This window comes from Tepidibacter hydrothermalis, assembly GCF_029542625.1.
Classification (GTDB): domain Bacteria; phylum Bacillota; class Clostridia; order Peptostreptococcales; family Peptostreptococcaceae; genus Tepidibacter_A; species Tepidibacter_A hydrothermalis.
Genome location: NZ_CP120733.1, coordinates 4072863 through 4097449 on the forward strand (window position 1 = coordinate 4072863; position 24587 = coordinate 4097449).

Consider the following 24587-nt stretch of genomic DNA (forward strand, 5'->3'; position numbering starts at 1 on the left):
TGATAAGACTCGTTGGCGCCATGCAATTTAAAAAAAGTTTACATTCAAGATTCTTCTAAAGAAGAACTTTTTTATGTCAATGTACAATTTATTTATAGAATATCTCAAATAATATTTATATAACATATTCAAAACTAATTATTGAAAATATTAATCCCCAAAATTCAATGCCATAGATATCCTCCAAGTCTTTTGTAAAAAAAGCTTTACCTGCAATTGAAGGATTAATAAAGCATATAAGACCTATTATTGCAGTGGTTAACGATTTTGAGATTACACATATTCTTTCTTTAATAGAATGAAATTCAAATTTCATACTTAAATGGGAAAATATTATTATAATAAAAAATAATAATATAAAAATAATTCTAATTAATAAAACTTTATATTTTTCATTCATAAAAATCTCCTTAAGACATTGAGTGAAAGTCTCAATTACCACTTTAAACATTAATTACATATTGTACCACTTAATCCAGAAAAATAAAAGTTATATAAAGTACTCTATAATTTAATTAATCATAAAATATAAATTTAGGGAAGTGCTTAATAATTTCAAAACATTGATATTACTATATTTGTATATAAACATTTGGGGGGATTAATATGAAAAGAGTAGGGGACTTTTTCAAGTTAGAAATATAGAGGTAAGATTTGCTTCTATAGTAGAATAGTTAATATTAAAAAAACTATCTATTAAAATGTTAGCGAATGCTTTTAATATTTGTATTCAAAATATCATTGCATTCGTGGTATTTTTATAGATAGTTTTTGATTACCTGAATTATGAAAAGGTTAGATATAAGATTTTTAATGTCTTCCTATATTTTCAATTTCAGTTAACTCAATGATAGGAACTACCATTCTTTTGTCGTTATTTAAACTTTTAACATAAACAGTTTCTGTTCTACTATCAATATTTTCTAGCCATACAGGCTCATTTTGATATAAAACTTGAATATTATCATCAGATTGTAATATTTCAGTAGCTCTTCTTAGAATCATAGATACACCTCCTTAAATTATTATTTCTAAACTGAACAAATAATATGTAGATGTATTTATCTTATATAAAAAACATGCCTATAAAAATACAAGCGATTGCTGTTAAGTATTTTTATAGGCATGTTTTTTATAATTTCCGTTACGAATTTCAAAAAAGTATACATTTAAAATATTTCAAAGGAAGACTTTTTTATAATATAGATTTAGATTCTATAGGTGAGGACAGTATAATATGAGTTTGAGTACTTCCCATTTGCTTAATAGTATCTATTAAAGATTCAAGATCATCCATATTAGGTACCATAACCTTTATGATAACACAGCCTTGACCTGTTATATGATGACATTCTACTATACTATCATTACTATTTGCAAAATCAACAAAATGAGAGTATTTATCTGCTGGAAGTGCTATATTCATGAAAGCACTTACATTTTTGTTTAATTTTTTAGGATTTATTATAGCTTTATATCCTGATATTATATCATTCTCTTCTAAACGTTTAACTCTTTCTGAAACAGCAGGAGAAGTTAAACCTACTGAATGACCTAAATCTTTCATTGAAATTCTTCCGTTATTTTGAAGAATTTTTATAATTTTACGATCCGTAGAATCCATCGCTTACCTCCATTATATAATATAACGATTAAAATTTACGTATATAAAGTGAAACTTAATTCAGATGGGGTCTTTATTCCAGCTGAATTTTTAGCTGAACTAATCCAGAAGCTGTTAAGTTCTTAGCCTCAACTTTTAGAGAAGGAGGGTATTAGAACTTTTAGCTTTCGGATAAAGTGAAACTTAATTCAGATGGAGTCTTTATTCCAGCTGAATTTTTAGCTTTCAGATAAATTAATTATATCATTTTTCGAGTGAATAGGAAATTACAAACTTTAATAATGAATTAAGTTTCACTTTATTATAACAAATACGAAATTATATTTTCTTTAAATTGTGGATAAATATAAATTCCGTTATGAGTTTTCATAAAAGTTTACATTTGAGATTCTTTTAAAGAAGAATTTTTTTATTGAAATAGAATTATTATAAAAATGATGGTTACTTTCATAACCATCATTTTCATATCAATTCAAATTAATAACTTACTATAGTTTTATCCTGTATATCATTATTTAATACATCTTTATAATTTTCTGGTATGCATATAGTATTTGAATCTCCATCGCTTATATATCTTATTTGTTTCTTTTCATCGAATTTAGTTAACCAGTCATATAAACCAACATTATCTACATTGGTTTCACTAGCACGAACTCTATGAATTTTACTAAAATCAAAGTCTTTATGATACGGAGATTTATAAGGATCCCATCCAACAAGTAAGACTGCCTTGTTATCATACGATATAGAATTATACTGCCCTTTAACTGCATAAATATAATCTTCGCCCTGTGGTTTTCCTCCAAATGGGAGAGCTAAAGTATTTATAGGATAGTCTTTAGTGTACTTACTTATAACATCTATTTCTTGAGCAATAGCTTTTTGTATAGTTTCTTTATCTGACTTTGATAAATCAGTGTGATATAAGGTATGGTTACCTATATCATAACCATTATCTAATAGAAATTTTAACTTGTAATCTACATATTCAGGTTGATTAAATATATTTGAGTTTAAAAAGAATGTAGAAGTAGTATTAAAGTCAGGATGAGATTTTTTAAAATCTTCTAGAATTCCAATAGCAGAATTAGGATCTATTTTAATCTCACCATTTTCTTCAAATACTCTAAAATTGTTTTCATTTCCATCATCAAATGTTATAACAACAGGAGTGAAACCAGCTTCTGTATTTATGTTTCCACTCACATAATCATTAAGGCTTATAGCTCTGTATCCTTTTTCATATAAAGTATTTAAATCTTTTTTGAAATTATCAGGAGTTCTAACCCAAGTAGATTCATTTTCTCCTATATTGTGGTACATTAAAACCATTATTTTTCCTAACTCGTTTGGTTTAACTTTATTATAGTCTATTTTAGTGGTAGTATTTTCATTATTAGACTCATTCACACTTGTGGAGGTAGTATTTTCATTAGAAGTATTTGATTCTTCTTTTGAAATATCTGATTTAGAACATCCAGATAATAAAAGAGTCAATAAAATAAAAATAATTATAGTTTTATTTTTCATAAGTCCTCCTTATTGTTCAAAGCTGTATCTATTACCAGCATTCCAAAGTATATATTCGTCTATTCCATTATCATTTAAGGCTTTTATCTGTTCTCTTACTTGTGGTTCATCATATTTAATATGGCCTTTAACCCAAGATGCTGTGAAATCTTGTATCCAAGGTCTAATAGTAGCCGGATTATCTACACGTGTATTTCTTTTTACAGAATCCTTAGCTGATTGAAATACTGTTTCGTAGGGATGAGCATCATGAATATCAATTCCATATACTGAATTTCCATAATGACTAGGATACATCATAGGACATACGTAATCTACAACCCCACTAACTGCTTCCCAGTATTGACCAAGTCCCATATCATTTGGAACAGAACCTACAAGACCAAATATGTCAGCACTTACATAGACATTTTCAGGTGAAATGTTCTCTTTAGCATACTTTAAAAAGCTTTGAACAGTTTGAGCCTTACTAGTATCTCCATCATTATTTCTATAATCTAATTTTGAATCTAATTTACCACCGTTAGATGCTGGAAATCTTACATAATCAAATTGAATTTCATTAAAACCAATTTGAGCAGCTTCTTTTGCAACACTAACATCATACTCCCAAAGCTTTCTATCATGAGCTGATGCCCATCTTAGTCCGTCTTTACTTACAAATGTTGAAGCAGTTTCTTTATTTATAATAGCTCTTTCAGGATAGTACTCTGTATAAATAGGATCTTTAAATGTAACTATTCTAGCTATTAAATATATATTGTTTTCATTTAATTTTTTGATTAATTCAGACATTTTTTCTTTAGATACAGCTTTTTCATTTGCTTTTGGAGCAAATTTTTCAGATGCATCTGTTTTAAATAACATATGTCCATAGTCATCTTTGACATCTACTACAAAAGCATTTATTTCACTTTCATTGCAAAGTTTAATTAATCTATCTAAATTATTTCCTACAATAGAATTTATTGTAACGTAAATTCCTTTTACCTTTTGTCTTTTATTATTTTCATACTCATAGGTTTTAGGGTAATTAGATAAATCTACACCGTTTAAATTATCGCTTAAAAGATCTTGTTTATTTTGAGTTAAAAATTCAGATGATACCCATCCTGTTTTTTCTTCATTATTATCATTTACAAATTTAATATTATACCATTTAGTCTGTTGATCATTTTCCTCAACATAAGAATTATTATCGATATTTTCTACTTTATCGAATTTAGATAACTTATAAACTATAGGTGATTGAGTAGAATAAGACTCTCGTACATTTAACTGAGTGGGCTTAACATAAAAAATATTTTCTTGTTTCTTTTCTTCTTTCTTTTGTTCATTTTGAGTTTGTATTTTTTCTTCACCGGGATTATTTTCTACAGGAGTTTGGCTACATCCTGATAAAAAACTAAAACACAGTGTTAGTGCTGCTGTAATTAAATGTTTTTTCTTCATATTTTTTATCCTTTCTTATGTCTTAGAATATAGTGCTTAATATTATTTTAATACAAACAGCACTTGTTTAATAGAGTATATTATGGAAAAAGAAATCAAAAAAACAAAATTGGTAAAAAAAACAAAATCAAAATAAGTAAAGGCGAATATTCTGAAAAATGAAAGAAGAAATAGAACGATTTAAGTAAAACTAAAAAAACGAAAAGGGAATACGCTTTCATAAAAAAGAATGAAAGACATAAAATTAACAAACAAAAGCATAAAATGGTATACAGTATAAAAAATTACACGAACAATTGATGTTTTTTAATTAAATAATGGCTTAGATTTATCTTCATATATTTCATAGTCTTTAACACAAATTTATCAATATCGACATTTATTTCATTATCTATAATATTAGATAAGATGCCTTTATATATGAGCATAAAAAGTTCATTTATTTCTAATATATCATCTCTTTTTATATAACCTTCTTTTGCACATTCATCTAATAAAACATAACTTCTGTCATATATATTATTCTTTAAAAGCATAGTGTATATGCTGTGGTATGAGCTACTTATTTCTTGAGGATAGATTTCGTAGTATTCAGTTATATAATCGTTTAAAGAATTAGAGAGCTTGGCGAAAAATATAGAATAAAATATTTTGGGATTACTAAAAGAGTAGTAGCAGAAACATTCCCATACACGAAGTGTTGTATCTATTGAATTAGTACAGTTTTTAACGTATCTATGAAGGTTGTCTGTATAAGGCTTAGTGAATTTCATACAAGCTGAAAATATAAGATGATCTAAGTTCTCAAAGTAGTTATAAAGTGTAGCACTGTTATATCCAGTTAAAGATGCTACCTTTCTAATGGTTACATAATCAATACCCTCTTCTTCTATTATTTTAGCTGTAGCGTCTATAAAACACATCATCATTGCGTGTTTTTTACTTTTTCTTATGTTCATATAAAAACCTCCTATATATAATAGTATTTTATTATGTTATAAGATATATAATACAACCAAAAATAAAAATCAACAATAAAGAAATATTATAAAAGTAAAACAAAAAAAGACAGCATCTATTAAAAAAAACAATACTTTGTTAAAAAAATATAAAAAAAAACTATAAATACTATTGTAAAGTAATCATGATTATGTTAATATTAAATCAAGTTAATTAATTAACACAAAAGTGAGTTAATAAAACTCATGAGAATTGGATATTATAAAAAGTGAAGTAAAAAAACGAAAAAGATTTTTTTTAAGTTCAAATTTTTGAAAATTAACAAGCTTCACCTAAGTTTCAATTATTCGAATATTCTAACAGAACAACTGTGATAAGTTAATATGAAAGGAGTGTCAAATAGTGAAATTAGAAATAGGTAATTTTCATGTTAAGGATATAGCGTTTGGAGACAAGACATTCTACAAGGATGGTATCCTAACAATTAATAAAGAAGAAGCTTTAGCATTTGTAAAAGAAGATGAGCATATAACAGATGCAGATTTAAAAATTGTTAAGCCGGGGGAAAACGTTCGCTTAGTACCTGTTAAAGAAGCAATAGAGCCAAGAGTTAAATTAAATGGAGATCCTTTATTCCCAGGAGTTACAGGTGATCTTGTAAAAGCTGGAAATGGAAAAACACATGCATTAAAAGGATGTAGTGTACTAGTTGTTGGAAAACACTGGGGAGGATTCCAAGATGGATTAATAGATATGAGTGGAGAGGGAGCAAAATACACTTACTTCTCTCAACTTAAAAATATAGTATTAGTTGCTGATACAGATGAAGATTTCGAAAAAAGAGAGCAACAAAAGAAAAACAAAGCTTTAAGATGGGCTGGTATGAGACTTGCTGAATATATAGGAAATGCAGTTAAAGAATTAGAGCCAGAAGAAGTAGAAACATATGAATTAGAGCCAGTAACTAAGAGATCAAAAGAAGTAAATGATTTACCAAGTGTGGTATTCGTAATTCAGTGTCAATCACAAATGGAAGAAATGGGATACAATGACTTAGTATACGGATGGGATATGAACCATTATGTACCAACATTCATGAATCCTAATGAAATCTTAGATGGAGCTATAATATCAGGAAGCTTTATGCCTTGTTCTTCTAAATGGTCTACATATGACTTCCAAAACTTCTCTGCTATAAAGAGATTATATAAAGAGCATGGAAAGACAGTAAACTTCTTAGGAGTTATAGCTTCTAACTTAAACGTTGCACTTGAGCAAAAAGAGCGTTCTGCTATATTCGTATCTCAAATGGCAAAATCTTTAGGAGCAGATGCTGCTATAGTTGCTGAAGAAGGATATGGAAATCCAGATGCTGACTTCATAGCTTGTGTAGTTGCGCTTGAAAATGAAGGAATAAAAGTTGTTGGACTTACAAATGAGTGTACTGGTAGAGATGGAAATTCTCAGCCATTAGTTACATTAGATGAAAAAGCTGATGCTATCGTATCTTGCGGTAACGTATCAGAATTAATAAAACTTCCACCTATGGAAACTGTAATTGGAGAGCTTGAGGCTTTAGCAAGAGATGGATTATCTGGTGGATGGGCAGATGATGAAATATTAGGATCATCTGTTAAGGAAGATGGATCTATAATAATGGAAAATAACTCAATGTTCTGTGGTGATCAAGTTACAGGATGGTCTCCAAAGACAATGAAAGAATATTAGGGAGGTGCACTAAGATGAAAAAAGCAATACTTTACGTAAACCAATTTTTCGGACAAGTTGGTGGAGAAGATAAGGCTGATTTTGTTCCTGAGATTAGAGAGGGCTTAGTAGGACCTGCTATGGAACTTAATAAGCAGTTAGATGCAGAGGTTACTCACACAATTATATGTGGAGACAACTTCATGGGTTCTAATGAAGAAGAAGCAGTAAAAATGATTTTAGGATTCTTAGAAGGTAAAGAATTTGATATATTTGTAGCTGGACCTGCATTCCAAGCTGGTAGATACGGAAATGCTTGTGGAGTTATAGCTAAAATAGTAAAAGAGAAATTCAATGTTCCAGTTATATCATCTATGCATATAGAGAATCCTGGAGTTGAAATGTTTAAGAAAGATGTAGTAATTTTCCCAGGTGGAAAAAGTGCTGCAGCTATGAGAAAAGATATAAAGAAAATAGCAACATACGGAAACAAGATATTAAATGGAGAAAAATTAGGAACAGCTGAAGAAGAAGGATACTTCGTAAGAGGAATAAGACATCAAACTTGGTTAGAAGATGCAAAGCCAGCTTCTGAGCGTGTTGTTGAAATGCTTCTTAAAAAGATAAACGGAGAAGAATTCGTAACTGAGCTTCCTATTCCTAAATTAGATAGAGTAGAAATAGCTGCTCCTTTAAAGGATTTATCAAAAGCTACTATAGCTTATGCAACTACTGGTGGTATAGTGCCAGTTGATAATCCAGATAGAATACAGTCTGCATCTGCAACAAGATGGGGTAGATACAGCATAGAAGGAATGGATAGATTAGAAAGTGGAGTATTCAAAACAATACATGCAGGATTTGACCCAGCAGCTGCTGATGCTGATCCTAATGTTATAGTTCCAATAGATTCTTTAAGAGAATATGAAAAGCAAGGTGTAATAGGAAAACTTCATGAGTATTTCTATACAACAGTTGGAACAGGAACTACTCAAGCAGAAGCTGCTAGAATGGGTAAAGAAATGGTTGAATACTTCAAAAAAGAAGGCGTAGACGCAGTTGTATTATCTTCTACGTGAGGTACTTGTACTCGTTGCGGTGCAACGATAGTAAAAGAAATTGAAAGAGCTGGATTCCCTATAGTTCAAATGGCTAACTTAATACCAGTTGCTAAGACTGTAGGAGCTAACAAGATGGTTCCAACTATATCAATACCATATCCATTAGGAGATCCATCTACTACTAAAGAAGAGCAATGGAAATTAAGACATCATAGAGTTGGAGTAGCTCTTGAGGCTTTAACTGATGATGCTAAGGATCAAACAGTTTATAAGGTTAAAATATAACTTTTAGGTTAATAATATAGCGAGCTAGTAATTTGAGTTAAGTTGCTAGTTTGCTAGAATCATATAGATAAAAGGAGTGATTTGGGTGTTAGCTTTAGATAAAAAAACATTTGAAGAAGAAGTTTTAAATAGCACAGGATGTATGTTAGTAGACTTTTGGAGCGAAAGCTGCGAGCCTTGTAAAGCTCTTATGCCAACTGTTGTTGAGTTATCAGAAAAATATGGAGATCAATTAAAATTTGCTAAGCTTGATACTTCAAAGGCTAGAAGAGTTGCTATAAAACAAAAAGTTTTAGGTCTTCCTACTATAGCTATCTATAAAGATGGAGAAAAAGTTGAAGAGTTAACTAAGGATGATGCAACAGCTGAAAATATAGAAGAAATGATTAAGAAGTATTTATAATAAATAGGAAATTATATTCCTTTATGAATTAGCTTATATATTTTAAATTACTATAAATTTAAATTATTATAAATTTAAAAATACAAAAAAGAGAGGAAGTATAGTCATGGGATTTTATGATGGAAAAAAAGTCATCGTAATTGGTGACAGAGATGGAATACCTGGCCCTGCTATGGAAGAGTGTCTAAAAGGTACTGGAGCAGAGGTTGTATTCTCATCTACTGAGTGTTTTGTCTGAACTGCTGCAGGAGCGATGGATCTAGAGAACCAACAACGTGTTAAGGATTTAACTGAGAAGCATGGAGCTGAAAACATTGTTGTTCTTTTAGGTGCCGCTGAAGCTGAAGCTGCTGGTCTAGCAGCTGAAACAGTAACTGCAGGAGATCCAACTTTTGCAGGACCACTTGCAGGAGTAGAACTTGGACTTAGAGCGTATCACGCTGTAGAAGATAAGTTCAAAGGTGAAGTTGATGAATCTGTATACGAGGACCAAATCGGAATGATGGAAATGGTTCTTGAAGTAGATGAAATAGTAGAAGAAATGAAAAACATAAGAGACGAATTTTGTAAATTTAATGATTAATTAAGCGTTATGGATTTAATAGCTTAAATTAAATAAAGGGGAGTGGTATAATATATCACTCCCTTTTAGACAAGAAAAATGTTAAATATATATCATTTGACAAATTGTGCGAAAATTTTGTTAAATAAACAGAAAATTTGTTAAATATATGTCATTTAACCGTGAATATATGATATAATAAATAGGCATATAATCTATAAATATTTTTAAACAAAAAAAATAATACAAAAAAGAGAGTTTTATAATAACGCGGAGGTGAATGTAATGTCTTATGCTGTAGTAAAGGGAAGTGGGTACATACTTGTACATACCCCAGATATGATAATTCACAATGGATCAACTCAAGTAACTGAAAGAATAGTTAATCCTGAATCGGAATATTTAAAAGAGTTACCAAAACATTTAAGAAGTTTTGAAGAAGTTGTCAAATATTTACCTAACCAAACGTATATAGGAAACATGACTCCAGAAGATCTAGGAAAAATCGAAAGCCCTTGGTTTGATAAGGAAAGCGATAAAACTGATAGATTTGGTAAATTTGGAGAGATAATGCCTCAAGAAGAATTTATAGGACTTTTACAATGTGTAGATGTATTTGATTTAGTAATGCTTGAAAACGATTTCGCTAAAATGGCGAAAGAAAAATTAGAAAATCATCCTTTAATCAAAGATGAATTAGTAAGCAAGATAAAAGAAGGCGATGAATTAGCTACTATAGAGAAATTTATAAATGAGAATCACGCTGAAGCTTTATATAATGATGGAAAAATAGTTGGTTGTGTAAAAGCAGCCCATAATATAGATCCTAACTTAAATGCACATATAATATTTGAAAACTTAGTAGTTAAAGCATCAGGAGTACTTTCTATGCTTAACTTATTAGATAAAAATAATATAGACCCACAAGAAATCGACTATGTTGTTGAGTGTTCAGAAGAAGCTTGTGGAGATATTAACCAAAGAGGTGGAGGAAACTTCGCAAAATCTATAGCTGAATCTACAGGATGCGTTAATGCAACAGGTTCAGATACAAGAGGATTCTGTGCAGCACCTACTCATGCTTTAATAGAAGCTGCTGCTCTTGTTAAAGCTGGAGTATATGATAATGTGGTTATAGTTGCAGGTGGAGCTACTGCTAAACTTGGAATGAATGGAAAAGACCATATTAAAAAAGAAATGCCTGTACTTGAAGATGTACTTGGTGGATTTGCAATACTTGTAAGTAAAAATGACGGAGTAAACCCAGTTTTAAGAACTGACTTAGTTGGAAGACATACAGTTGGAACAGGATCTTCTCCTCAAGCTGTAATAACTTCATTAATAACTATGCCTCTTGATAAAGGTAATTTAAAGATAACTGATATAGATAAGTATTCAGTAGAGATGCAAAATCCAGATATAACTAAGCCAGCAGGAGCAGGAGATGTTCCAACATCTAACTATAAGATGATAGCTGCTTTAGGAGTTAAGAGAAAAGATATTGAAAAGAAAGATCTTATGAACTTTGTTAAAGGTCATGGAATGCCAGGTTGGGCTCCAACTCAAGGACATATACCATCTGGAGTACCATATGTAGGTTTTGCAAGAGATGCTATGTTAAATGATGAAATAAACAGAGCCATGGTAGTTGGAAAAGGAAGTTTATTCCTTGGACGTATGACTAACTTATTTGATGGAGTATCAATAGTTATGGAAAAGAACGATGGTAAAGTAGATCAAGAACAAGGTGTTTCTAACGAAAGCGTTAAAATAATGATAGCTGAGGCCATGAGAGAATTTGCATCACATTTATCAGCTGAATAGAGGTGATATTAATGAGTGATAAGAACTTAAAGAACATAATAGGAAAAGCATTTAATGATATTGCAGATGCTATAGAGAGTGGACAGTTTGGTGAAAAGAAAAGAGTTGGAATAACTCTTCTTGGAAGCGAACATGGAGTTGATAATATACTAAAAGGAGCAGAACTTGCTCAAAGTAGAGATAACTCAATTGAAGTAGTATTAATAGGACCTAAAGTTGATACAAACCTGAAAATAGTAGAAGCAAATACAGAAGATGAACAACACAAGGTTATGGAAAAACTTTTAGATTCTAAAGAAATAGATTCTTGTGTAACTATGCATTACAATTTCCCAATAGGAGTATCTACGGTAGGTAGAGTTGTAACTCCTGGAATAGGAAAAGAAATGATCATAGCTACTACAACAGGAACTTCATCAGCTCATAGAGTTGAAGCTATGGTAAAAAATGCTTTATACGGAATAATAACAGCAAAATCTTTAGGGATAAAGGACCCGACTGTGGGAATATTAAACCTAGATGGAGCTAGACAAGTAGAGAAAGCTTTAAAAGAATTAAATGAAAATGGATACAAGGTTAATTTCACTGAATCATTAAGAGCTGATGGTGGAGCTGTTATGAGAGGAAACGATCTATTAACAGGAACACCAGATGTAATGGTTACAGATACATTAACAGGTAACCTTCTTATGAAGGTATTCTCATCATTTAATACTGGTGGAAGCTATGAAGCTATGGGATTTGGATATGGTCCTGGAGTTGGAGAAGGATATGATAGAACTATATTAATACTTTCAAGAGCTTCTGGAGTACCAGTTGTAGCAAATGCAATAGCTTATGCAGGACAAGTTGCAAAAGGAGATATTAAAAAAGTATCTAAAGATGAGTTTAATGCAGCAAAGAGTGCAAAACTTTCAGATATATTATCTTCTTTAACTAAAGAAAAGAAGAAAGACGATGATGAAGAAGTTGCAGCACCAGATAAAGAAATAGTAACAGGTTCTGTTTCTGGTATTGATATATTAGATCTTGAAGATGCTGTTAAGGCTTTATGGAAAAATGGTGTATATGCAGAAAGTGGTATGGGATGTACTGGACCTATAGTTATGATAAATGAAGCTAAGGTTGATACTGCTTTTGAAATACTAAAAAAAGAAGGCTATGTAAGTTAAGAATTAACCCCTGAACTAATAACTAGGAGATATGTTTACATATCTCCTAGAATTTAAAGGAGGAATTTATTTGACTAATAAGACTAATAAAAATAATAATTCAGTATTTTATGTATCAGTGGCAATAGTTGCTTTAATAGTTGGCTGGGCACTTTTAGCCAATGAAAGCTTTGGAAATGCAGCTAATGGACTGTATGTATTTTTAAGAGATACTTTTGGTTGGATGTATCTTTTGGCAATGTTTGTGTTTGTTTTGGTATCAGTACTACTAGCTTGTAGTAGATACGGAAATGTAAAACTTGGACCAGATGATTCAACACCAGATTATTCTTATGTTTCATGGTTTGCTATGTTATTTAGTGCAGGAATGGGTATTGGACTTGTATTCTGGGGCGTTGCAGAGCCTCTTAATTACTTTGTAGCCCCTCCTTTTGGACTTGCAGAACCTGGAACTGCAGCTGCGGCTGAGCTTGCTATTAAAAAATCATTCTTTCACTGGGGATTCCACCCATGGGCAGGATATAGTGTACTTGCACTAGCTCTTGCATATTTCCAATTTAGAAAAAATGCACCAGGTCTTATAAGTAGTATATTTATACCTTTATTTGGAGAAGAAAGAGTAAATGGACCTTTAGGTAAATTTATAGATATACTTGCAATATTTGCAACTGTTGCAGGAGTTGCAACATCTTTAGGACTTGGAACACTTCAAATAAACAGTGGACTTAATTATTTATTCGGAATTCCAATGAATAATATGTCTAAGATAATAATAATAGTTATAGTTACTATATTGTTCATGTTATCAGCAGTTACAGGACTTGACAAAGGAATCAAGTTCTTATCAAATCTTAACTTAGGAATAGCATTCACATTAATGATGCTTACATTACTAATAGGACCAACTATAAAGATAATAAATGCTTTTACAGGTGGGATTGGACAATATTTAGGAGATTTTGTAAACGATAGTTTATATATAAGTGCATTTGGAGATAACTCTTGGCTTGGTGGATGGACATTATTCTATTGGGCTTGGTGGATAGCTTGGGCACCATTTGTTGCAACATTTATAGCTCGTATATCAAGAGGAAGAACTATAAGAGAGTTTGTTATAGGAGTTTTACTTGTACCATCTCTTGGAAGTTTTATATGGTTTGCAGTATTTGGAACAGCAGGACTTGATTTAGGTATTGATGTTGCTAAGGAAGCTATACAAGTTACAGAAACTGCATTATTTGTAGTTATGAGTCACTATCCACTTGGAAATATTATATCTTTAGTTGCAGTTATACTACTTTGTACATTCTTCGTTACATCAGCAGACTCTGCTACATTCGTTTTAGGTATGATGTCTTCTAACGGAGATTTAAACCCATCAACTAAGAGAAAGGTAGTTTGGGGAGTTATACAATCTGCTATGGCCTTCTCACTTTTACTTGGAGGGGGATTATCTCAACTTCAAACAGCATCAATAGCAGCAGCATTCCCATTTGCCATAATAATGTTAATGAGTTGTGTATCATTATTTAAGGTTCTTAGAGAAGAGGATCTTGATGCAGTTAATGAAAGTTATAAAAAACAAAAGAAAATAATAAAAGAATAATATAGAGGAATACACAAAAAAGTGTAGAAACAATAATATTAAAGATTCGCAATTTTCAATATATTAAAGGGAGATGAAATTTATGTCTATGGTATATGATTTAATAGTAATAGGAGCTGGACCAGGAGGGTTATCAGCAGGATTATACGGAGCTAGAGCAAAAATGAATACTCTTATAATAGAAAAGGATAGAACTGGTGGACAAATAGCTACTACTGATGAGGTTGCTAACTACCCAGGATCTATACAAAATGCTACTGGACCAAGCTTAATAGCTAGAATGGTAGAGCAATGTGATGAGTTCGGAGCTAAGAGAGTAAAAGATACTATCGAAGAAGTAGAATTCGATGGAAAAATAAAAGTTTTAAAAGGAAAGAAAGAAGAATACAAGGCAAAAGCTGTAGTTATAGCAACTGGAGCTACTCCAAGAAAACTTAACATACCTGGAGAAAAAGAGTTAACAGGAAAAGGAGTTACTTACTGTGCAACTTGTGATGGAGCATTCTTTACTGACTTAGAAGTATTCGTAGTTGGTGGAGGAGATTCAGCTTGTGAAGAAGCTATGTTCTTAACTAAGTTTGCAAGAAAAGTAACTATATTATCAAGAGATCCTCATCTTACAGCTGCAAAATCTATCCAAGCTAAGGTATTAAGCCATGATAAGATAGAAGTTAAGTGGAATGTAGAGATAACTGAGTTAAAAGGTGATGGAATATTAGAATCTATGACTCTTAGAAACTTAGAAACTGGTGAAGTTACTGAGCATGAAGCTGACGAAGAAGATGGAACTTTCGGAGTATTCATATTCATAGGATTCGCACCTCAAACTAAGTTATTCGATGGAAAAATAGAATTAGATCGTGGATATATACCAACTACTTCAAACATGGAAACTAATGTTGAGGGAGTTTATGCAGCAGGAGATTGTAGAGTTAAAGTGTTAAGACAAGTAGTTACTGCTTGTGGAGATGGAGCAACTGCTACAGTAATGGCTGAGAAGTATATCGAAAATAACTTTGACGAAGAATAAAATTTGATTTATTCTAAGGTACGGTTTATGTCGATAAGTTGAGAATTTTATAATTTATTTAAAGATAATAAAAAGATAGCTTGTGAAATTATAAGCTATCTTTTTTCTTGTTTTTTATTTTTTTAGCTTTTTATAACCTGGATTATTTATTTTATCTAAAGTCATATATTTTTATCTTAGATTAAAACTCTATTTCACAATCAAGTGTTTAACCCCATGTATAACCATTAGTACGTAACATAAGCAGACTTTGCTACATTTGTTTTAAGTATTATGTCTTCTGAATTACTTCTTTGAAATGCATATTGATGTAGTTAATATAAGTCATAAAAAAAAACAAAAAAATTTTCGGGATTTTAGAGGAAAAAAATGTAAAAATATCGAAATAATATATAAAAGGGTTATATTTTTAACTATATTTAAGGGAGATGGAGTTTTATGTCAGATGTATATGACTTAATAGTAATAGGAGCTGGACCAGGGGGGTTATCGGCAGGATTATATGGAGCTAGAGCAAAAATGAATACTCTTATAATAGAAAAAGATAGAGCTGGGGGACAAATATTTACTACTAATGAAGTTGCTAATTATCCAGGATCTATACGAAATGCTAGTGGACCAAGCTTAATAGCTAGAATGGAAGAACAATGTGAAGAATTTGGAGCTAAAAGAGTAAAAGATACCATTGAAGAAGTTAAATTCGATGATAAAATAAAAGTTTTAAAAGGTAAAAAAGAAGAATATAGAGCAAAAACTGTAGTTATAGCAACTGGAGCTAGCCCAAGAATGCTTAATGTACCTGGGGAAAAAGAGTTAAAAGGAAAAGGAGTTAGTTATTGTGCTACTGCTGATGGAGAATCATTTACTGACTTAGAGGTATTCGTAGTTGGTGGAGGAAATTCTGCTTGTGAGGAAGCAATGTTTTTAACTCAATTTGCAAAAAAAGTAACTATATTATCAAGATCTAATCATCTTACAGCGGCAAAATCTGTACAAGCTAAAGTGTTAGGTCATGATAAGGTAGAAGTTAAGTGGAATATGGAAATAACAGAATTAAAAGGTGATGGAAAATTAGAGGCTATGACTCTTAGAAATTTAGAAACAGGTGAAATTACTGAATTTGAAGCTAATAAAGAAGATGGAACTTTTGGAGTATTCATATTTGTAGGATTTGCTCCTCAAACTAAATTATTTGATGGAAAAATAGAGCTAGAGCGTGGATACATATCAACTAGTGAAAATATGGAGACTAATGTTGAAGGAATATATGCAGCAGGAGATTGCAGAGTTAAGGTTTTAAGACAAGTAGTTAGTGCTTGTGGAGATGGTGCAGTTGCTACAGTAATGGCTGAAAAGTATATCGAAAATAATTTTGACAAAGAATGTAGTTTGGTTTAAGCTAACGAATGGTTTATATGGATAACGTAAAAATAGTTGTTAATTTACTTTTTCAAGTAATGTTATGGATAAGTTGAGAATTTTATAATTTATTTAAAGAAAAAGAGATAGCTTTTACAAGCTATCTTTTTTCTTTTCTTTTATCATTTCAGTTTTAAGGTTCCAAAGCTCTGATGATAAGTCTACTTTATATACTTCAGGACACTCTATTCTTCTATATTGTTTCCATAACGTATTTAATTCTTGCTTTGTGAATTGTCTTATTTCCATAACACTCTTTGGTTTATGAACACATTCTCCATTTAAAAATAAAGGTTTTAATAATTCTTTTATAGAGTAATTTTTAAACGTTTTCTTTTTCCAAGTATGGATAGGATGAAATATCGTAAGAGGCTGATTTGTATCTATATTTTCTTCATCCAATAAAATAAGGTCTGCTTCTGCTTTTTTTGATTTATTATATATTCTAACTATTTTTTTATAACCTGGATTATTTATTTTCTCTGGATCTTCAGATATTTTTATTTTAGGGACTACTCCGTTTCCATCATCAGAAGCACAAAGCTTATAAACTCCTCCAAGAGAAGGGCAATCACTAGATGTTATAAGTTTTGTTCCAACTCCCCAACTATTTATCTTAGCTCCTGAATTTTTAAGATGAGTTATTTTATATTCATCTAAGTCATTTGAAGCAACTATTGATAAATTTTCAAATCCAGCTTCATCAAGCATTTTCTTAGCTTGTTTTGATAAATACTCAAGATCTCCTGAGTCAAGTCTTATTCCAATAGGCTCATGACCTTGCTCTTTAAGTTCTTTAAAAACTTTAATAGCATTAGGTATTCCGCTATTTAAAACATTATAAGTATCTACTAATAAAAGAGCTTTTTGTGGATATACGCTAGAGTATGCTCTAAAACTCTCTATTTCAGAATCAAATTTTTGAACCCAGCTGTGAGCATGAGTACCTATAACAGGCACATCAAACATTTGACCAGCAAGTACATTTGCAGTACCAGAACACCCGCCTATAATAGCAGCTCTAGCACCATAAAGACCTGCATCAGGTCCTTGAGCACGTCTTAGACCAAATTCAAGTACTGAGTCTCCTTTAGCTGCAAAGCAAACACGAGATGCTTTTGTAGCTATCAATGATTGAAAATTAATTATATTAAGAAGTGTAGTTTCTATAAGTTGAGCTTGATATAAAGGAGCTTTTATTCTTATTATAGGTTCGTTAGGGAACATTACTGATCCTTCTTCAACTGAGAATATATCTCCTGTAAATTTAAAGTTTCTAAGTAATTCTAAGAAATCATCTGAGAATAAATTAAGATTTTTTAGATACTCTAAATCGTTTTCCTCAAATTTTAAGTTGTTTATGTAATCAACTAGTTGCTGTATACCACAAACTATAGTATAACCTCCATTACAAGGATTTTTTCTAAAAAACATATCGAACACAACTATATCTTCGTGGACATTTTTATTAAAATAGCCATTCATCATAGTCAATTGATATAGGTCAGTAAGTAAAGTTAAATTTCTCATAATTTATCATCCTTTTCATTTGTAGTTACATTCTAGATTTTATCAATATTTTCAGAAATCTACAAGAAGATTAGTATATATTAAAAAATTAACGAAAAAATAATCTTATATAGGAGGTGATAGCATGGATAAAGAAGGAAAAAGACTAAAAAATAGCAAAGAAATAATAGATGAATACAAGGGTGTAGAAGTTGATAGAGATATTTATTATGAAGAAGATTTGGGATATAGAAAGAATAATATTCAAAAGGGAAATTTTTATAAGCAAGGCCATGGCCGATTAGTAGATGAATAAAATTCGTCTACTCTCTAACGCGGTGACTCATGTCGCCAACGAGTTCTAACGGACTCCGTTGCTTAAAAATAGTTGATACTTTTGTTTACGGATCAATATTTATGTGATAGTTGGAAATATTATAAATCCATAGTAAGTAAAAAATAAACCCTGATTATAGTTTGTTTAATCAGGGTTTATTTTTTTAACAACATTACTATAAAAATATACCATGCATCCAGCTGTAGTTCTTTGAGCTAGTGGAAGAACACTTTTGGATATTTTATAAAACCTCTCTTTTGTATTTATAACATTTTTGAATTTTATATTTATTTTTAAAGAGAATCTGGCATTGTATCTTACAAATTTATCTATAGAACTCAATACTATAGGTTTTTTATTGCAGGTGAATTCTTTTATGGAATCGTGATGTTTTTTTACGAATGTTTCAAACTGCCTATGATTGTCTAAAAGTTTTATATTAGCATGCTGAGGTATAGTCATATCTTGAACTATATGCATACACGCACCCAAATAAAACATAGATTTGTCTACATTATTAATATTCCAAAAGTACACAGATTTATTATAATAATTTTTTGCAAGACTTAAAGCATTATTTCCACCATAAATGCCCTTTTTTTTATAAGGATGATAAAAATGGCCGTTGCTTTTAAAATCTTGATCTGCCCAAACAGATCCTTCGTTTATGGTCTTTATATGTTTTGAAAAAAATTTATGTTCTTTTGAATAATGATTTACTTTTAATATATGTAATGCATGCATATTTATAAATATATGAACCTTACAGTGAGTATTTATTATCATTTTTTTAAAAGGATTCATAACCTTAAAAGAAGTATTTAGAACTTTTCCATAATATTTTTCTAATAAATTCAATATTATCTCCCCTTGCTCTTATAATTTAACCTATCCGAAAGGTAAAAATTCAGTTAAATCAAAAACTTTATCTGAATTAAGTTTCGCTATATTTTGCCCGATATATAAGTAGAATATTCTAAAATGGTATAATACTTTAAAAATATGTAATTATATGTTAAAGTTTTAATGAGCTTTAATTAACTATCTAAGCTTTAATTAAGAAAGTGCTTCAAATAAGTGCAGGGGATCTGAGGAGGTATATAAGTGGAATATATAGTTATATGTGATTTTGATGGAACAATAACAATAGAAGATACAGTTAATGCTATGGCAGACAAGTTTGCGGGAAATGAATGGAGAAAGCTTGATGAAATGTGGATGAGTGGAAAGCATGATGCTCGTGAAATAAGCCAAAAAATATTAGGAATGATGAAGACGAATGAAATAGAGCTTAAAGAATTTGTAAGAGGAATTGAGATAGATTCTAAGTTTAAAGAATTTATAGATTATATAAGAGAAAAATGTATAGAGTTTTATATAATAAGTGATGGATTTGATTTTAATATAGATCATATACTAGAAAAGAATAATATAGAAGGTCTTATGAGTTTTTCGAATATATTACAATTTGAAGGATCAAATCTTTTAGGTGTATACCCTAATGCAAATGAAGATTGTAGAAAATGTGGAAATTGTAAGAGTAATTTAATCAATGATATAAATCTTGATAATAAAAAAGTTATATATATAGGAGATGGACATTCTGATAAGTGTGCATCGAAAAAAGCAGACTATATATTTGCTAAAAAAGGTCTTGCAAGTTATTTGAAAGATAATGGAACTGAATTTGTGGAGTTTGAGAACTTTGGGGATGTATTGAGTGGAGTTAAAAAAATAATTTCATAAGATATTCTAAACATTAATTGAAAAATAACGCACATTGAAATACCACTATTTAGTCAACGTTTTGATACAACTATAGATTTCATCTTATTAAATATCCTAAAACTTCATCAACTCCCTTACGGTCAGACAATGAAGCTTCTTAACGGTTATTTAAACGTTGAAATCTAAGTTCTATGGCAAAACGTTAACCCAAAAAGAGCTAACATTTCAATGTGCGTTATTTTTAGTATAGTTCTCTAGAGTTTGTATATTCAAGAAAAAGTATTTTTTGAATAAATTATAGATACTAAAATAATATTGTAGTAACTTACAAAGAGTTAAACCAAATAAAAGATATCAGTAAATACTAGAAAGAAATTTTTTATGAAAAGAAATAAAAATTCAGCTACTTTTTCTATTATCTATATGTTATTGGTTTTATTTATACAGTTTGAATGGTTAGATAGCTCTAATACAGTAAATTTAATAGGGACTATTTTTTACTGTATATCATGTATTATTTTTATATATTTATTTATAACTTCATCAAAAGAAGAGGATAAATATTAATAGGAGTGAGAATTGTGGCAAATATTTTATCTATTGCAGGTTCTAATTCAAAGTATAAATTACCAGATTGTAGACCAGCTGGATTTTTGGCTGGGTTATGGCATGGACTTATATTACCTATTACATTTATAATAAGTATATTCAATCCTAAGGTTCGTATTTACGAAACTAATAATAGAGGTTTTTTATATGATTTAGGATTTGTAATTGGAATTGGTAGTAATTTTAATAATGTAAATAGTTGATTTAAATCTATATGTAAAAAAATTTTAAGAATAACTAAAGCAACCCCCTTCATAAAATTACTGAGGGGGTTTTTTGATGAACAAAATTTGGTTTTATATGATTTCTATTGGGATAATAAATAGCATATTTATGGGAAAGCTTCCAGAACTTAATATTGCAATAATGAATGAAGCTTCAAGAGGGATAGAATTTGTTATAAGCCTTATAAGCATAATGGCTCTTTGGATGGGAATTATGAATATAGCTAAAGAATCTGGGCTTGTAGATAAAATAGGAAAGTCTCTATATTGTGTTATGAATAAATTATTTCCGTCTGTTCCTAAAAAGAGTAAAGCACTATCATATATGATAATGAATATGTCTTTAAATATACTAGGAGCTTCTAATGGTGCTACTGCATTTGGGTTAAAGGCAATGGAGGAACTTCAAGAAATAAATCCTAAAAAAAACACAGCTACAAACGATATGATAATGTTTTTAGTTATTAATATGTCATCAGTTCAATTAGTCCCATTTACAGTACTTAAAATAAGAATGGATGAGGGTGCATCTAGTCCTAATGAAATAATAATTACTACTCTAATAGCAACGGGAATATCTACAATAGTAGGTATAATATCGTGTAAAATGCTTCAAAGGAGGTATTAAAATGGATTTCTTTTCTAACATATTAATACCACTTATAATACTGATAATAATTACATACGGAAAATACAAAGGTATAGATATATACGATAGTTTTATAAGAGGAGCATTTGATGGAATAAAAACTACATACAAAATAGGACCGTACATATTAGGAATATTTTTAGCTATAGGAATATTTAAAGTAGGATATGGAATAGAAATACTGGAGGCTATATTTTCACCAATACTCAAAATATTTAGTATACCTAAGGAATTACTATCATTAATAATAATAAAACCACTTTCTGGAAGCGGAACACTTGCTATATACAAGGATATGATATCCAGAGTGGGAATTGATACATTAAAAGAAAAAATGGGAGCTACAATAGTTGGATCATCTGAAACTATATTCTATACAATGGCTATATACTATGGGAATTTAAAGATAAAAAATATAAGACACACATTGGTATGTGCCCTTATAAGTCATATGGCTGGAGTTTTAGCATCTGTTTTTATATGCAATATTATTTTTGGCATGTGATAGAGTAAAACTTAATTTAGATGAAGTTTTTACTTTAAATGAATTTTTAGCTTTTGGATAATATTTTTTAAATACATAATGTATCTCCAATTATTTACTTGAATTAAAAACTGTACAATTCATAAAATAACTAGGGAAACTAAGTTAAAGTTATATGACTTTAAAAAAATAAAATAGTTGTATTCAAAGGGAGGATACTATTATGAGTAAAAGAAATAAGACAAAAAAAATGGGTACTACTAAGAGTGCAGAAATTACTACAGGAGAGACTGCAAAGAGCATGGGATTAGAATTTGCAAATGAGTTTGTAGCAGATAATATAAGTTCAAAATTTGCAGAAACACCTGGGAAAGCACCTAGTTCTAACAAATCTAAAAAGAAAAATAAATAATAATAAATAAGGAAAAAGAAGCAGATATCTGCTTCTTTTTGTTTGTAAGTATATTGCCAGTTATTTACTCGAATTAAAAACTATATAATTCATAAAATAACTAGGACAGCTCAGTCAAAGTTACATGACTTTTTAAGAAAAATAAAAATGTTTTACTGTAAAGGGAGGATATTATTATGGCTAAGAAGAAAAATAAGGCTGAAAAGAATCCAGCAATGAATGCAAGAGAGGCTTCAAAGAGAATGGGATTAGAATTTGGAAGTGAGTTTGGATCAGAAGAGATGGGTGCAAAATTTGAAGAATCACATAAAGGTTCTAATTCTAATAAATCACCTAATGCTAATCAAAAGAGAAATAGAAAAAACAATAAATAATAAATAATAAAAAAGAAGTGAATGTTTCCAAATATTTACTTGAATTAAAAACTATATAATTCACAAAATAACTTAGACAGCTTAGGTAAAAGCAAATGACTTTTAAAATAAAACATAGGTTGTAAAGGGAGGCTTATTATTATGGCTAAGAAAAAATCTTCAAATAAGAGTGCAGAAATGCATGCAAGAGAAGCTAGTAAGAGAATGGGATTAGAGTATGGAAATGAATTTGCATCAGAAGGATTAGGTGCAAACTTTGGAGAAGGACCTAATGGTAGAGGAGAAGGACCTAAGGGACCTAATGCTAATAAAAAGAATAATAAAAATAATAGATAATATAAAAAAAGAACTAAATTTCAAGACAATTGAAAAAGATCTTTTTTTAAGAAGAAATAATACTCACATGAAGATGTGAGTATTATTTTTTTTTGAAAAAGGGTACCAAAACATTCTAGATGTATGGAATACTATATTGAATTCAATGAAAAAACTCGAGTTAAAAAACTATTAAAAAGATTGAGAGGAGAATTTATCATGAAAATAAATAATAAATTGAAGCTTATAGTTACAGGAGTAGGAATATTTACACTAATGACAGGGTTTGCCTTTGCAGGAGAGAAAGAATTAGGAGCAGATGGAAAAATAAAAGAACCAGAAAAGAAAATAGAAATTAAAAATAATATAAAAACAAATACATACACAAAACCTGTTATTATGAAATATGGAAATGAGTACATAGATATAAACAATTTCGAAAAATTTGGATTTACTTCATCGTTCAACTATGAAAATAACACTTTAGAAATTACAAAAGGGGATAATAATTATTCAATAGAATTTTCAGAGCAAGATAATCCTATAAAATATGAGAACCAGGTATTTGTACCAATGAAGATGGTATTTGAAAGAATAGGAGTGGATTTTGAAGTCAGAAAGGGATATGTTTACGCTGAAGAAGGGAATATTAAGGAGAATTTTGAATACGCACAGATTAATGATAAAGTAGTGAAGTACAAAAATGATAATAAGAAAACATTTAATTATGACTATAAAAAAGTTTTTAAACAAGAGAAAAAATACGATGAAAAGAAAAATATTAAAAAACATGAAATAAAAGATTTAACAGGTTCGGAAGTTTTAATACTAGGAGAAGGATTTATAGGAGAAAATGCTCTTGAAGATATTAACTTAGAGGCAATAAAAGATATAGAAGGAAAAGTAGATGGATTTAGAAATTTAAATAATGGAATAAGTATAAAATCATTATGTAAAAAAATAGGTAACTATCAATATATTTCGATAAAGGAACTAAAATCAATTGATGTAGAAATACAATTTATAAATAAAAATCAAGTAGAAATAAAAAATGGAGAAGTAATAAAAAAGATCGATGTTAAATATTTAGATTAAAAGATAGATATGTATAAAGAAGATGCTTTTTATAGAAAGAGCATCTTCTTTATATACTAAGTGATTGGATACAAAGAAGATGATGATATTGATTAAAAAAACTAAATTTATAACTATTTCTAAAAAACACATTTGTTGAGGATATGAACTTATGTGAATTTTAATAATTTAGTAGGTTAAGACTGGTTGATTAGATAAGATATTTAATATTAT

26 protein-coding genes are annotated in these 24587 nt (G+C 29.8%); 18 read left to right on the plus strand and 8 right to left on the minus strand.

Translation table 11 applies throughout. The features are described from left to right. Window positions 1-115 precede the first annotated feature (115 nt). The 6 genes from P4S50_RS19645 to P4S50_RS19670 all read right to left on the minus strand — a co-directional run bounded on the left by P4S50_RS19645 (window position 116) and on the right by P4S50_RS19670 (window position 5568). Complete coding sequence (locus P4S50_RS19645) at window positions 116-400, minus strand: hypothetical protein (protein WP_277732412.1); 285 nt, start codon at window positions 398-400, stop codon at window positions 116-118. A 410-nt stretch (window positions 401-810) separates the two neighbouring features. Then, a complete protein-coding gene (locus tag P4S50_RS19650) occupies window positions 811-1005 on the minus strand; it encodes an H-type small acid-soluble spore protein (RefSeq protein WP_277732413.1) in 195 nt (64 codons plus the stop codon). A gap of 190 nt (window positions 1006-1195) precedes the next feature. Continuing rightward, a complete protein-coding gene (locus P4S50_RS19655; protein WP_277732414.1) occupies window positions 1196-1624 on the minus strand; it encodes an Lrp/AsnC family transcriptional regulator in 429 nt (142 codons plus the stop codon). A 477-nt stretch (window positions 1625-2101) separates the two neighbouring features. Further along, the gene (locus P4S50_RS19660) at window positions 2102-3157 is read right to left on the minus strand and encodes a polysaccharide deacetylase family protein (protein ID WP_277732415.1); all 1056 of its coding nucleotides are present in this window, start codon (window positions 3155-3157) and stop codon (window positions 2102-2104) included. Between the two features lie 9 nt (window positions 3158-3166). Then, complete coding sequence (locus P4S50_RS19665; RefSeq protein ID WP_277732416.1) at window positions 3167-4609, minus strand: putative glycoside hydrolase; 1443 nt, start codon at window positions 4607-4609, stop codon at window positions 3167-3169. Window positions 4610-4893: 284 nt separating this feature from the next. Next, window positions 4894-5568, minus strand: coding sequence for a TetR family transcriptional regulator (locus P4S50_RS19670; protein WP_277732417.1), 675 nt, complete (start codon window positions 5566-5568; stop codon window positions 4894-4896). A gap of 403 nt (window positions 5569-5971) precedes the next feature. On the opposite strand from P4S50_RS19670, the gene P4S50_RS19675 reads away from it, so the two are divergent. From P4S50_RS19675 to P4S50_RS19715, 9 genes are all read left to right on the plus strand, one after another. Then, complete coding sequence (locus P4S50_RS19675; protein WP_277732418.1) at window positions 5972-7297, plus strand: glycine/sarcosine/betaine reductase component B subunit; 1326 nt, start codon at window positions 5972-5974, stop codon at window positions 7295-7297. A 14-nt stretch (window positions 7298-7311) separates the two neighbouring features. Then, window positions 7312-8622 carry a betaine reductase selenoprotein B gene (gene grdH, locus P4S50_RS19680; RefSeq protein ID WP_277732419.1) on the plus strand — a complete coding sequence of 437 codons (1311 nt, stop codon included), beginning with the start codon at window positions 7312-7314 and terminating at the stop codon, window positions 8620-8622. 85 nt (window positions 8623-8707) lie between these two features. Beyond that, window positions 8708-9025 carry a thioredoxin TrxA gene (gene trxA, locus P4S50_RS19685; protein ID WP_277732420.1) on the plus strand — a complete coding sequence of 106 codons (318 nt, stop codon included), beginning with the start codon at window positions 8708-8710 and terminating at the stop codon, window positions 9023-9025. A 106-nt stretch (window positions 9026-9131) separates the two neighbouring features. Then, entirely contained in the window at window positions 9132-9608 is a 477-nt protein-coding gene (gene grdA, locus P4S50_RS19690; protein WP_248481061.1) for a glycine/sarcosine/betaine reductase complex selenoprotein A, read from the plus strand. Between the two features lie 264 nt (window positions 9609-9872). After that, window positions 9873-11411 (plus strand): glycine/sarcosine/betaine reductase complex component C subunit beta, encoded by a 1539-nt coding sequence (gene grdC / locus P4S50_RS19695; protein ID WP_277732421.1) that lies wholly within the window; start codon window positions 9873-9875, stop codon window positions 11409-11411. 11 nt (window positions 11412-11422) lie between these two features. Then, entirely contained in the window at window positions 11423-12583 is a 1161-nt protein-coding gene (grdD, locus tag P4S50_RS19700) for a glycine/sarcosine/betaine reductase complex component C subunit alpha (RefSeq protein ID WP_277732422.1), read from the plus strand. A gap of 70 nt (window positions 12584-12653) precedes the next feature. Then, a complete protein-coding gene (locus tag P4S50_RS19705) occupies window positions 12654-14189 on the plus strand; it encodes a glycine betaine uptake BCCT transporter (RefSeq protein WP_277732423.1) in 1536 nt (511 codons plus the stop codon). An 82-nt stretch (window positions 14190-14271) separates the two neighbouring features. Then, a complete protein-coding gene (trxB, locus tag P4S50_RS19710) occupies window positions 14272-15219 on the plus strand; it encodes a thioredoxin-disulfide reductase (RefSeq protein WP_277732424.1) in 948 nt (315 codons plus the stop codon). Window positions 15220-15657: 438 nt separating this feature from the next. Next, window positions 15658-16617, plus strand: coding sequence for an NAD(P)/FAD-dependent oxidoreductase (locus P4S50_RS19715; RefSeq protein ID WP_277732425.1), 960 nt, complete (start codon window positions 15658-15660; stop codon window positions 16615-16617). Window positions 16618-16731: 114 nt separating this feature from the next. Here the strand turns inward: P4S50_RS19715 and P4S50_RS19720 are convergent, their stop codons facing one another. Then, entirely contained in the window at window positions 16732-18168 is a 1437-nt protein-coding gene (locus tag P4S50_RS19720) for a nicotinate phosphoribosyltransferase (RefSeq protein WP_277732426.1), read from the minus strand. 124 nt (window positions 18169-18292) lie between these two features. Between P4S50_RS19720 and P4S50_RS19725 the strand changes: the two genes are divergently transcribed. Continuing rightward, window positions 18293-18463 (plus strand): hypothetical protein, encoded by a 171-nt coding sequence (locus P4S50_RS19725; RefSeq protein ID WP_277732427.1) that lies wholly within the window; start codon window positions 18293-18295, stop codon window positions 18461-18463. 165 nt (window positions 18464-18628) lie between these two features. Here the strand turns inward: P4S50_RS19725 and P4S50_RS19730 are convergent, their stop codons facing one another. Beyond that, a complete protein-coding gene (locus tag P4S50_RS19730; RefSeq protein ID WP_277732428.1) occupies window positions 18629-19342 on the minus strand; it encodes a zinc dependent phospholipase C family protein in 714 nt (237 codons plus the stop codon). 246 nt (window positions 19343-19588) lie between these two features. Here P4S50_RS19730 and P4S50_RS19735 point away from each other — a divergent pair, with 246 nt between their 5' ends. The 8 genes from P4S50_RS19735 (at window position 19589) to P4S50_RS19770 (ending at window position 24374) form a co-directional block, all read left to right on the plus strand. Next, window positions 19589-20230, plus strand: coding sequence for an MtnX-like HAD-IB family phosphatase (locus tag P4S50_RS19735; protein ID WP_277732429.1), 642 nt, complete (start codon window positions 19589-19591; stop codon window positions 20228-20230). Between the two features lie 563 nt (window positions 20231-20793). Then, the gene (locus P4S50_RS19740) at window positions 20794-21024 is read left to right on the plus strand and encodes a hypothetical protein (protein WP_277732430.1); all 231 of its coding nucleotides are present in this window, start codon (window positions 20794-20796) and stop codon (window positions 21022-21024) included. A gap of 76 nt (window positions 21025-21100) precedes the next feature. Continuing rightward, on the plus strand, window positions 21101-21673 hold the full coding sequence (locus P4S50_RS19745; protein WP_277732431.1) for a nucleoside recognition domain-containing protein: 573 nt from the start codon (window positions 21101-21103) through the stop codon (window positions 21671-21673). Between the two features lies 1 nt (window position 21674). Next, on the plus strand, window positions 21675-22199 hold the full coding sequence (locus P4S50_RS19750; protein ID WP_277732432.1) for a nucleoside recognition domain-containing protein: 525 nt from the start codon (window positions 21675-21677) through the stop codon (window positions 22197-22199). Window positions 22200-22401: 202 nt separating this feature from the next. After that, the gene (locus P4S50_RS19755) at window positions 22402-22590 is read left to right on the plus strand and encodes a hypothetical protein (RefSeq protein WP_277732433.1); all 189 of its coding nucleotides are present in this window, start codon (window positions 22402-22404) and stop codon (window positions 22588-22590) included. A 176-nt stretch (window positions 22591-22766) separates the two neighbouring features. Next, window positions 22767-22964, plus strand: coding sequence for a hypothetical protein (locus tag P4S50_RS19760; RefSeq protein ID WP_277732434.1), 198 nt, complete (start codon window positions 22767-22769; stop codon window positions 22962-22964). A gap of 141 nt (window positions 22965-23105) precedes the next feature. After that, window positions 23106-23300 (plus strand): hypothetical protein, encoded by a 195-nt coding sequence (locus P4S50_RS19765; protein ID WP_277732435.1) that lies wholly within the window; start codon window positions 23106-23108, stop codon window positions 23298-23300. A 198-nt stretch (window positions 23301-23498) separates the two neighbouring features. Further along, window positions 23499-24374 carry a hypothetical protein gene (locus P4S50_RS19770; RefSeq protein ID WP_277732436.1) on the plus strand — a complete coding sequence of 292 codons (876 nt, stop codon included), beginning with the start codon at window positions 23499-23501 and terminating at the stop codon, window positions 24372-24374. Window positions 24375-24587: the final 213 nt, after the last annotated feature.

What these genes read in the sequence shown, in the direction of transcription:
- P4S50_RS19745 (WP_277732431.1), top strand. Translation starts at nt 21,101, where the DNA reads ATGAACAAAATTTGGTTTTATATGATTTCTATTGGGATAATAAATAGC.
- trxB (WP_277732424.1), top strand. Translation starts at nt 14,272, where the DNA reads ATGTCTATGGTATATGATTTAATAGTAATAGGAGCTGGACCAGGAGGG.
- P4S50_RS19660 (WP_277732415.1), bottom strand. Translation starts at nt 3,157, where the DNA reads ATGAAAAATAAAACTATAATTATTTTTATTTTATTGACTCTTTTATTA.
- grdD (WP_277732422.1), top strand. Translation starts at nt 11,423, where the DNA reads ATGAGTGATAAGAACTTAAAGAACATAATAGGAAAAGCATTTAATGAT.
- P4S50_RS19655 (WP_277732414.1), bottom strand. Translation starts at nt 1,624, where the DNA reads ATGGATTCTACGGATCGTAAAATTATAAAAATTCTTCAAAATAACGGA.
- P4S50_RS19720 (WP_277732426.1), bottom strand. Translation starts at nt 18,168, where the DNA reads ATGAGAAATTTAACTTTACTTACTGACCTATATCAATTGACTATGATG.
- P4S50_RS19760 (WP_277732434.1), top strand. Translation starts at nt 22,767, where the DNA reads ATGGCTAAGAAGAAAAATAAGGCTGAAAAGAATCCAGCAATGAATGCA.
- grdC (WP_277732421.1), top strand. Translation starts at nt 9,873, where the DNA reads ATGTCTTATGCTGTAGTAAAGGGAAGTGGGTACATACTTGTACATACC.
- P4S50_RS19670 (WP_277732417.1), bottom strand. Translation starts at nt 5,568, where the DNA reads ATGAACATAAGAAAAAGTAAAAAACACGCAATGATGATGTGTTTTATA.
- P4S50_RS19715 (WP_277732425.1), top strand. Translation starts at nt 15,658, where the DNA reads ATGTCAGATGTATATGACTTAATAGTAATAGGAGCTGGACCAGGGGGG.
- P4S50_RS19755 (WP_277732433.1), top strand. Translation starts at nt 22,402, where the DNA reads ATGAGTAAAAGAAATAAGACAAAAAAAATGGGTACTACTAAGAGTGCA.
- P4S50_RS19650 (WP_277732413.1), bottom strand. Translation starts at nt 1,005, where the DNA reads ATGATTCTAAGAAGAGCTACTGAAATATTACAATCTGATGATAATATT.
- P4S50_RS19770 (WP_277732436.1), top strand. Translation starts at nt 23,499, where the DNA reads ATGAAAATAAATAATAAATTGAAGCTTATAGTTACAGGAGTAGGAATA.
- P4S50_RS19665 (WP_277732416.1), bottom strand. Translation starts at nt 4,609, where the DNA reads ATGAAGAAAAAACATTTAATTACAGCAGCACTAACACTGTGTTTTAGT.
- P4S50_RS19765 (WP_277732435.1), top strand. Translation starts at nt 23,106, where the DNA reads ATGGCTAAGAAAAAATCTTCAAATAAGAGTGCAGAAATGCATGCAAGA.
- P4S50_RS19725 (WP_277732427.1), top strand. Translation starts at nt 18,293, where the DNA reads ATGGATAAAGAAGGAAAAAGACTAAAAAATAGCAAAGAAATAATAGAT.
- P4S50_RS19750 (WP_277732432.1), top strand. Translation starts at nt 21,675, where the DNA reads ATGGATTTCTTTTCTAACATATTAATACCACTTATAATACTGATAATA.
- P4S50_RS19645 (WP_277732412.1), bottom strand. Translation starts at nt 400, where the DNA reads ATGAATGAAAAATATAAAGTTTTATTAATTAGAATTATTTTTATATTA.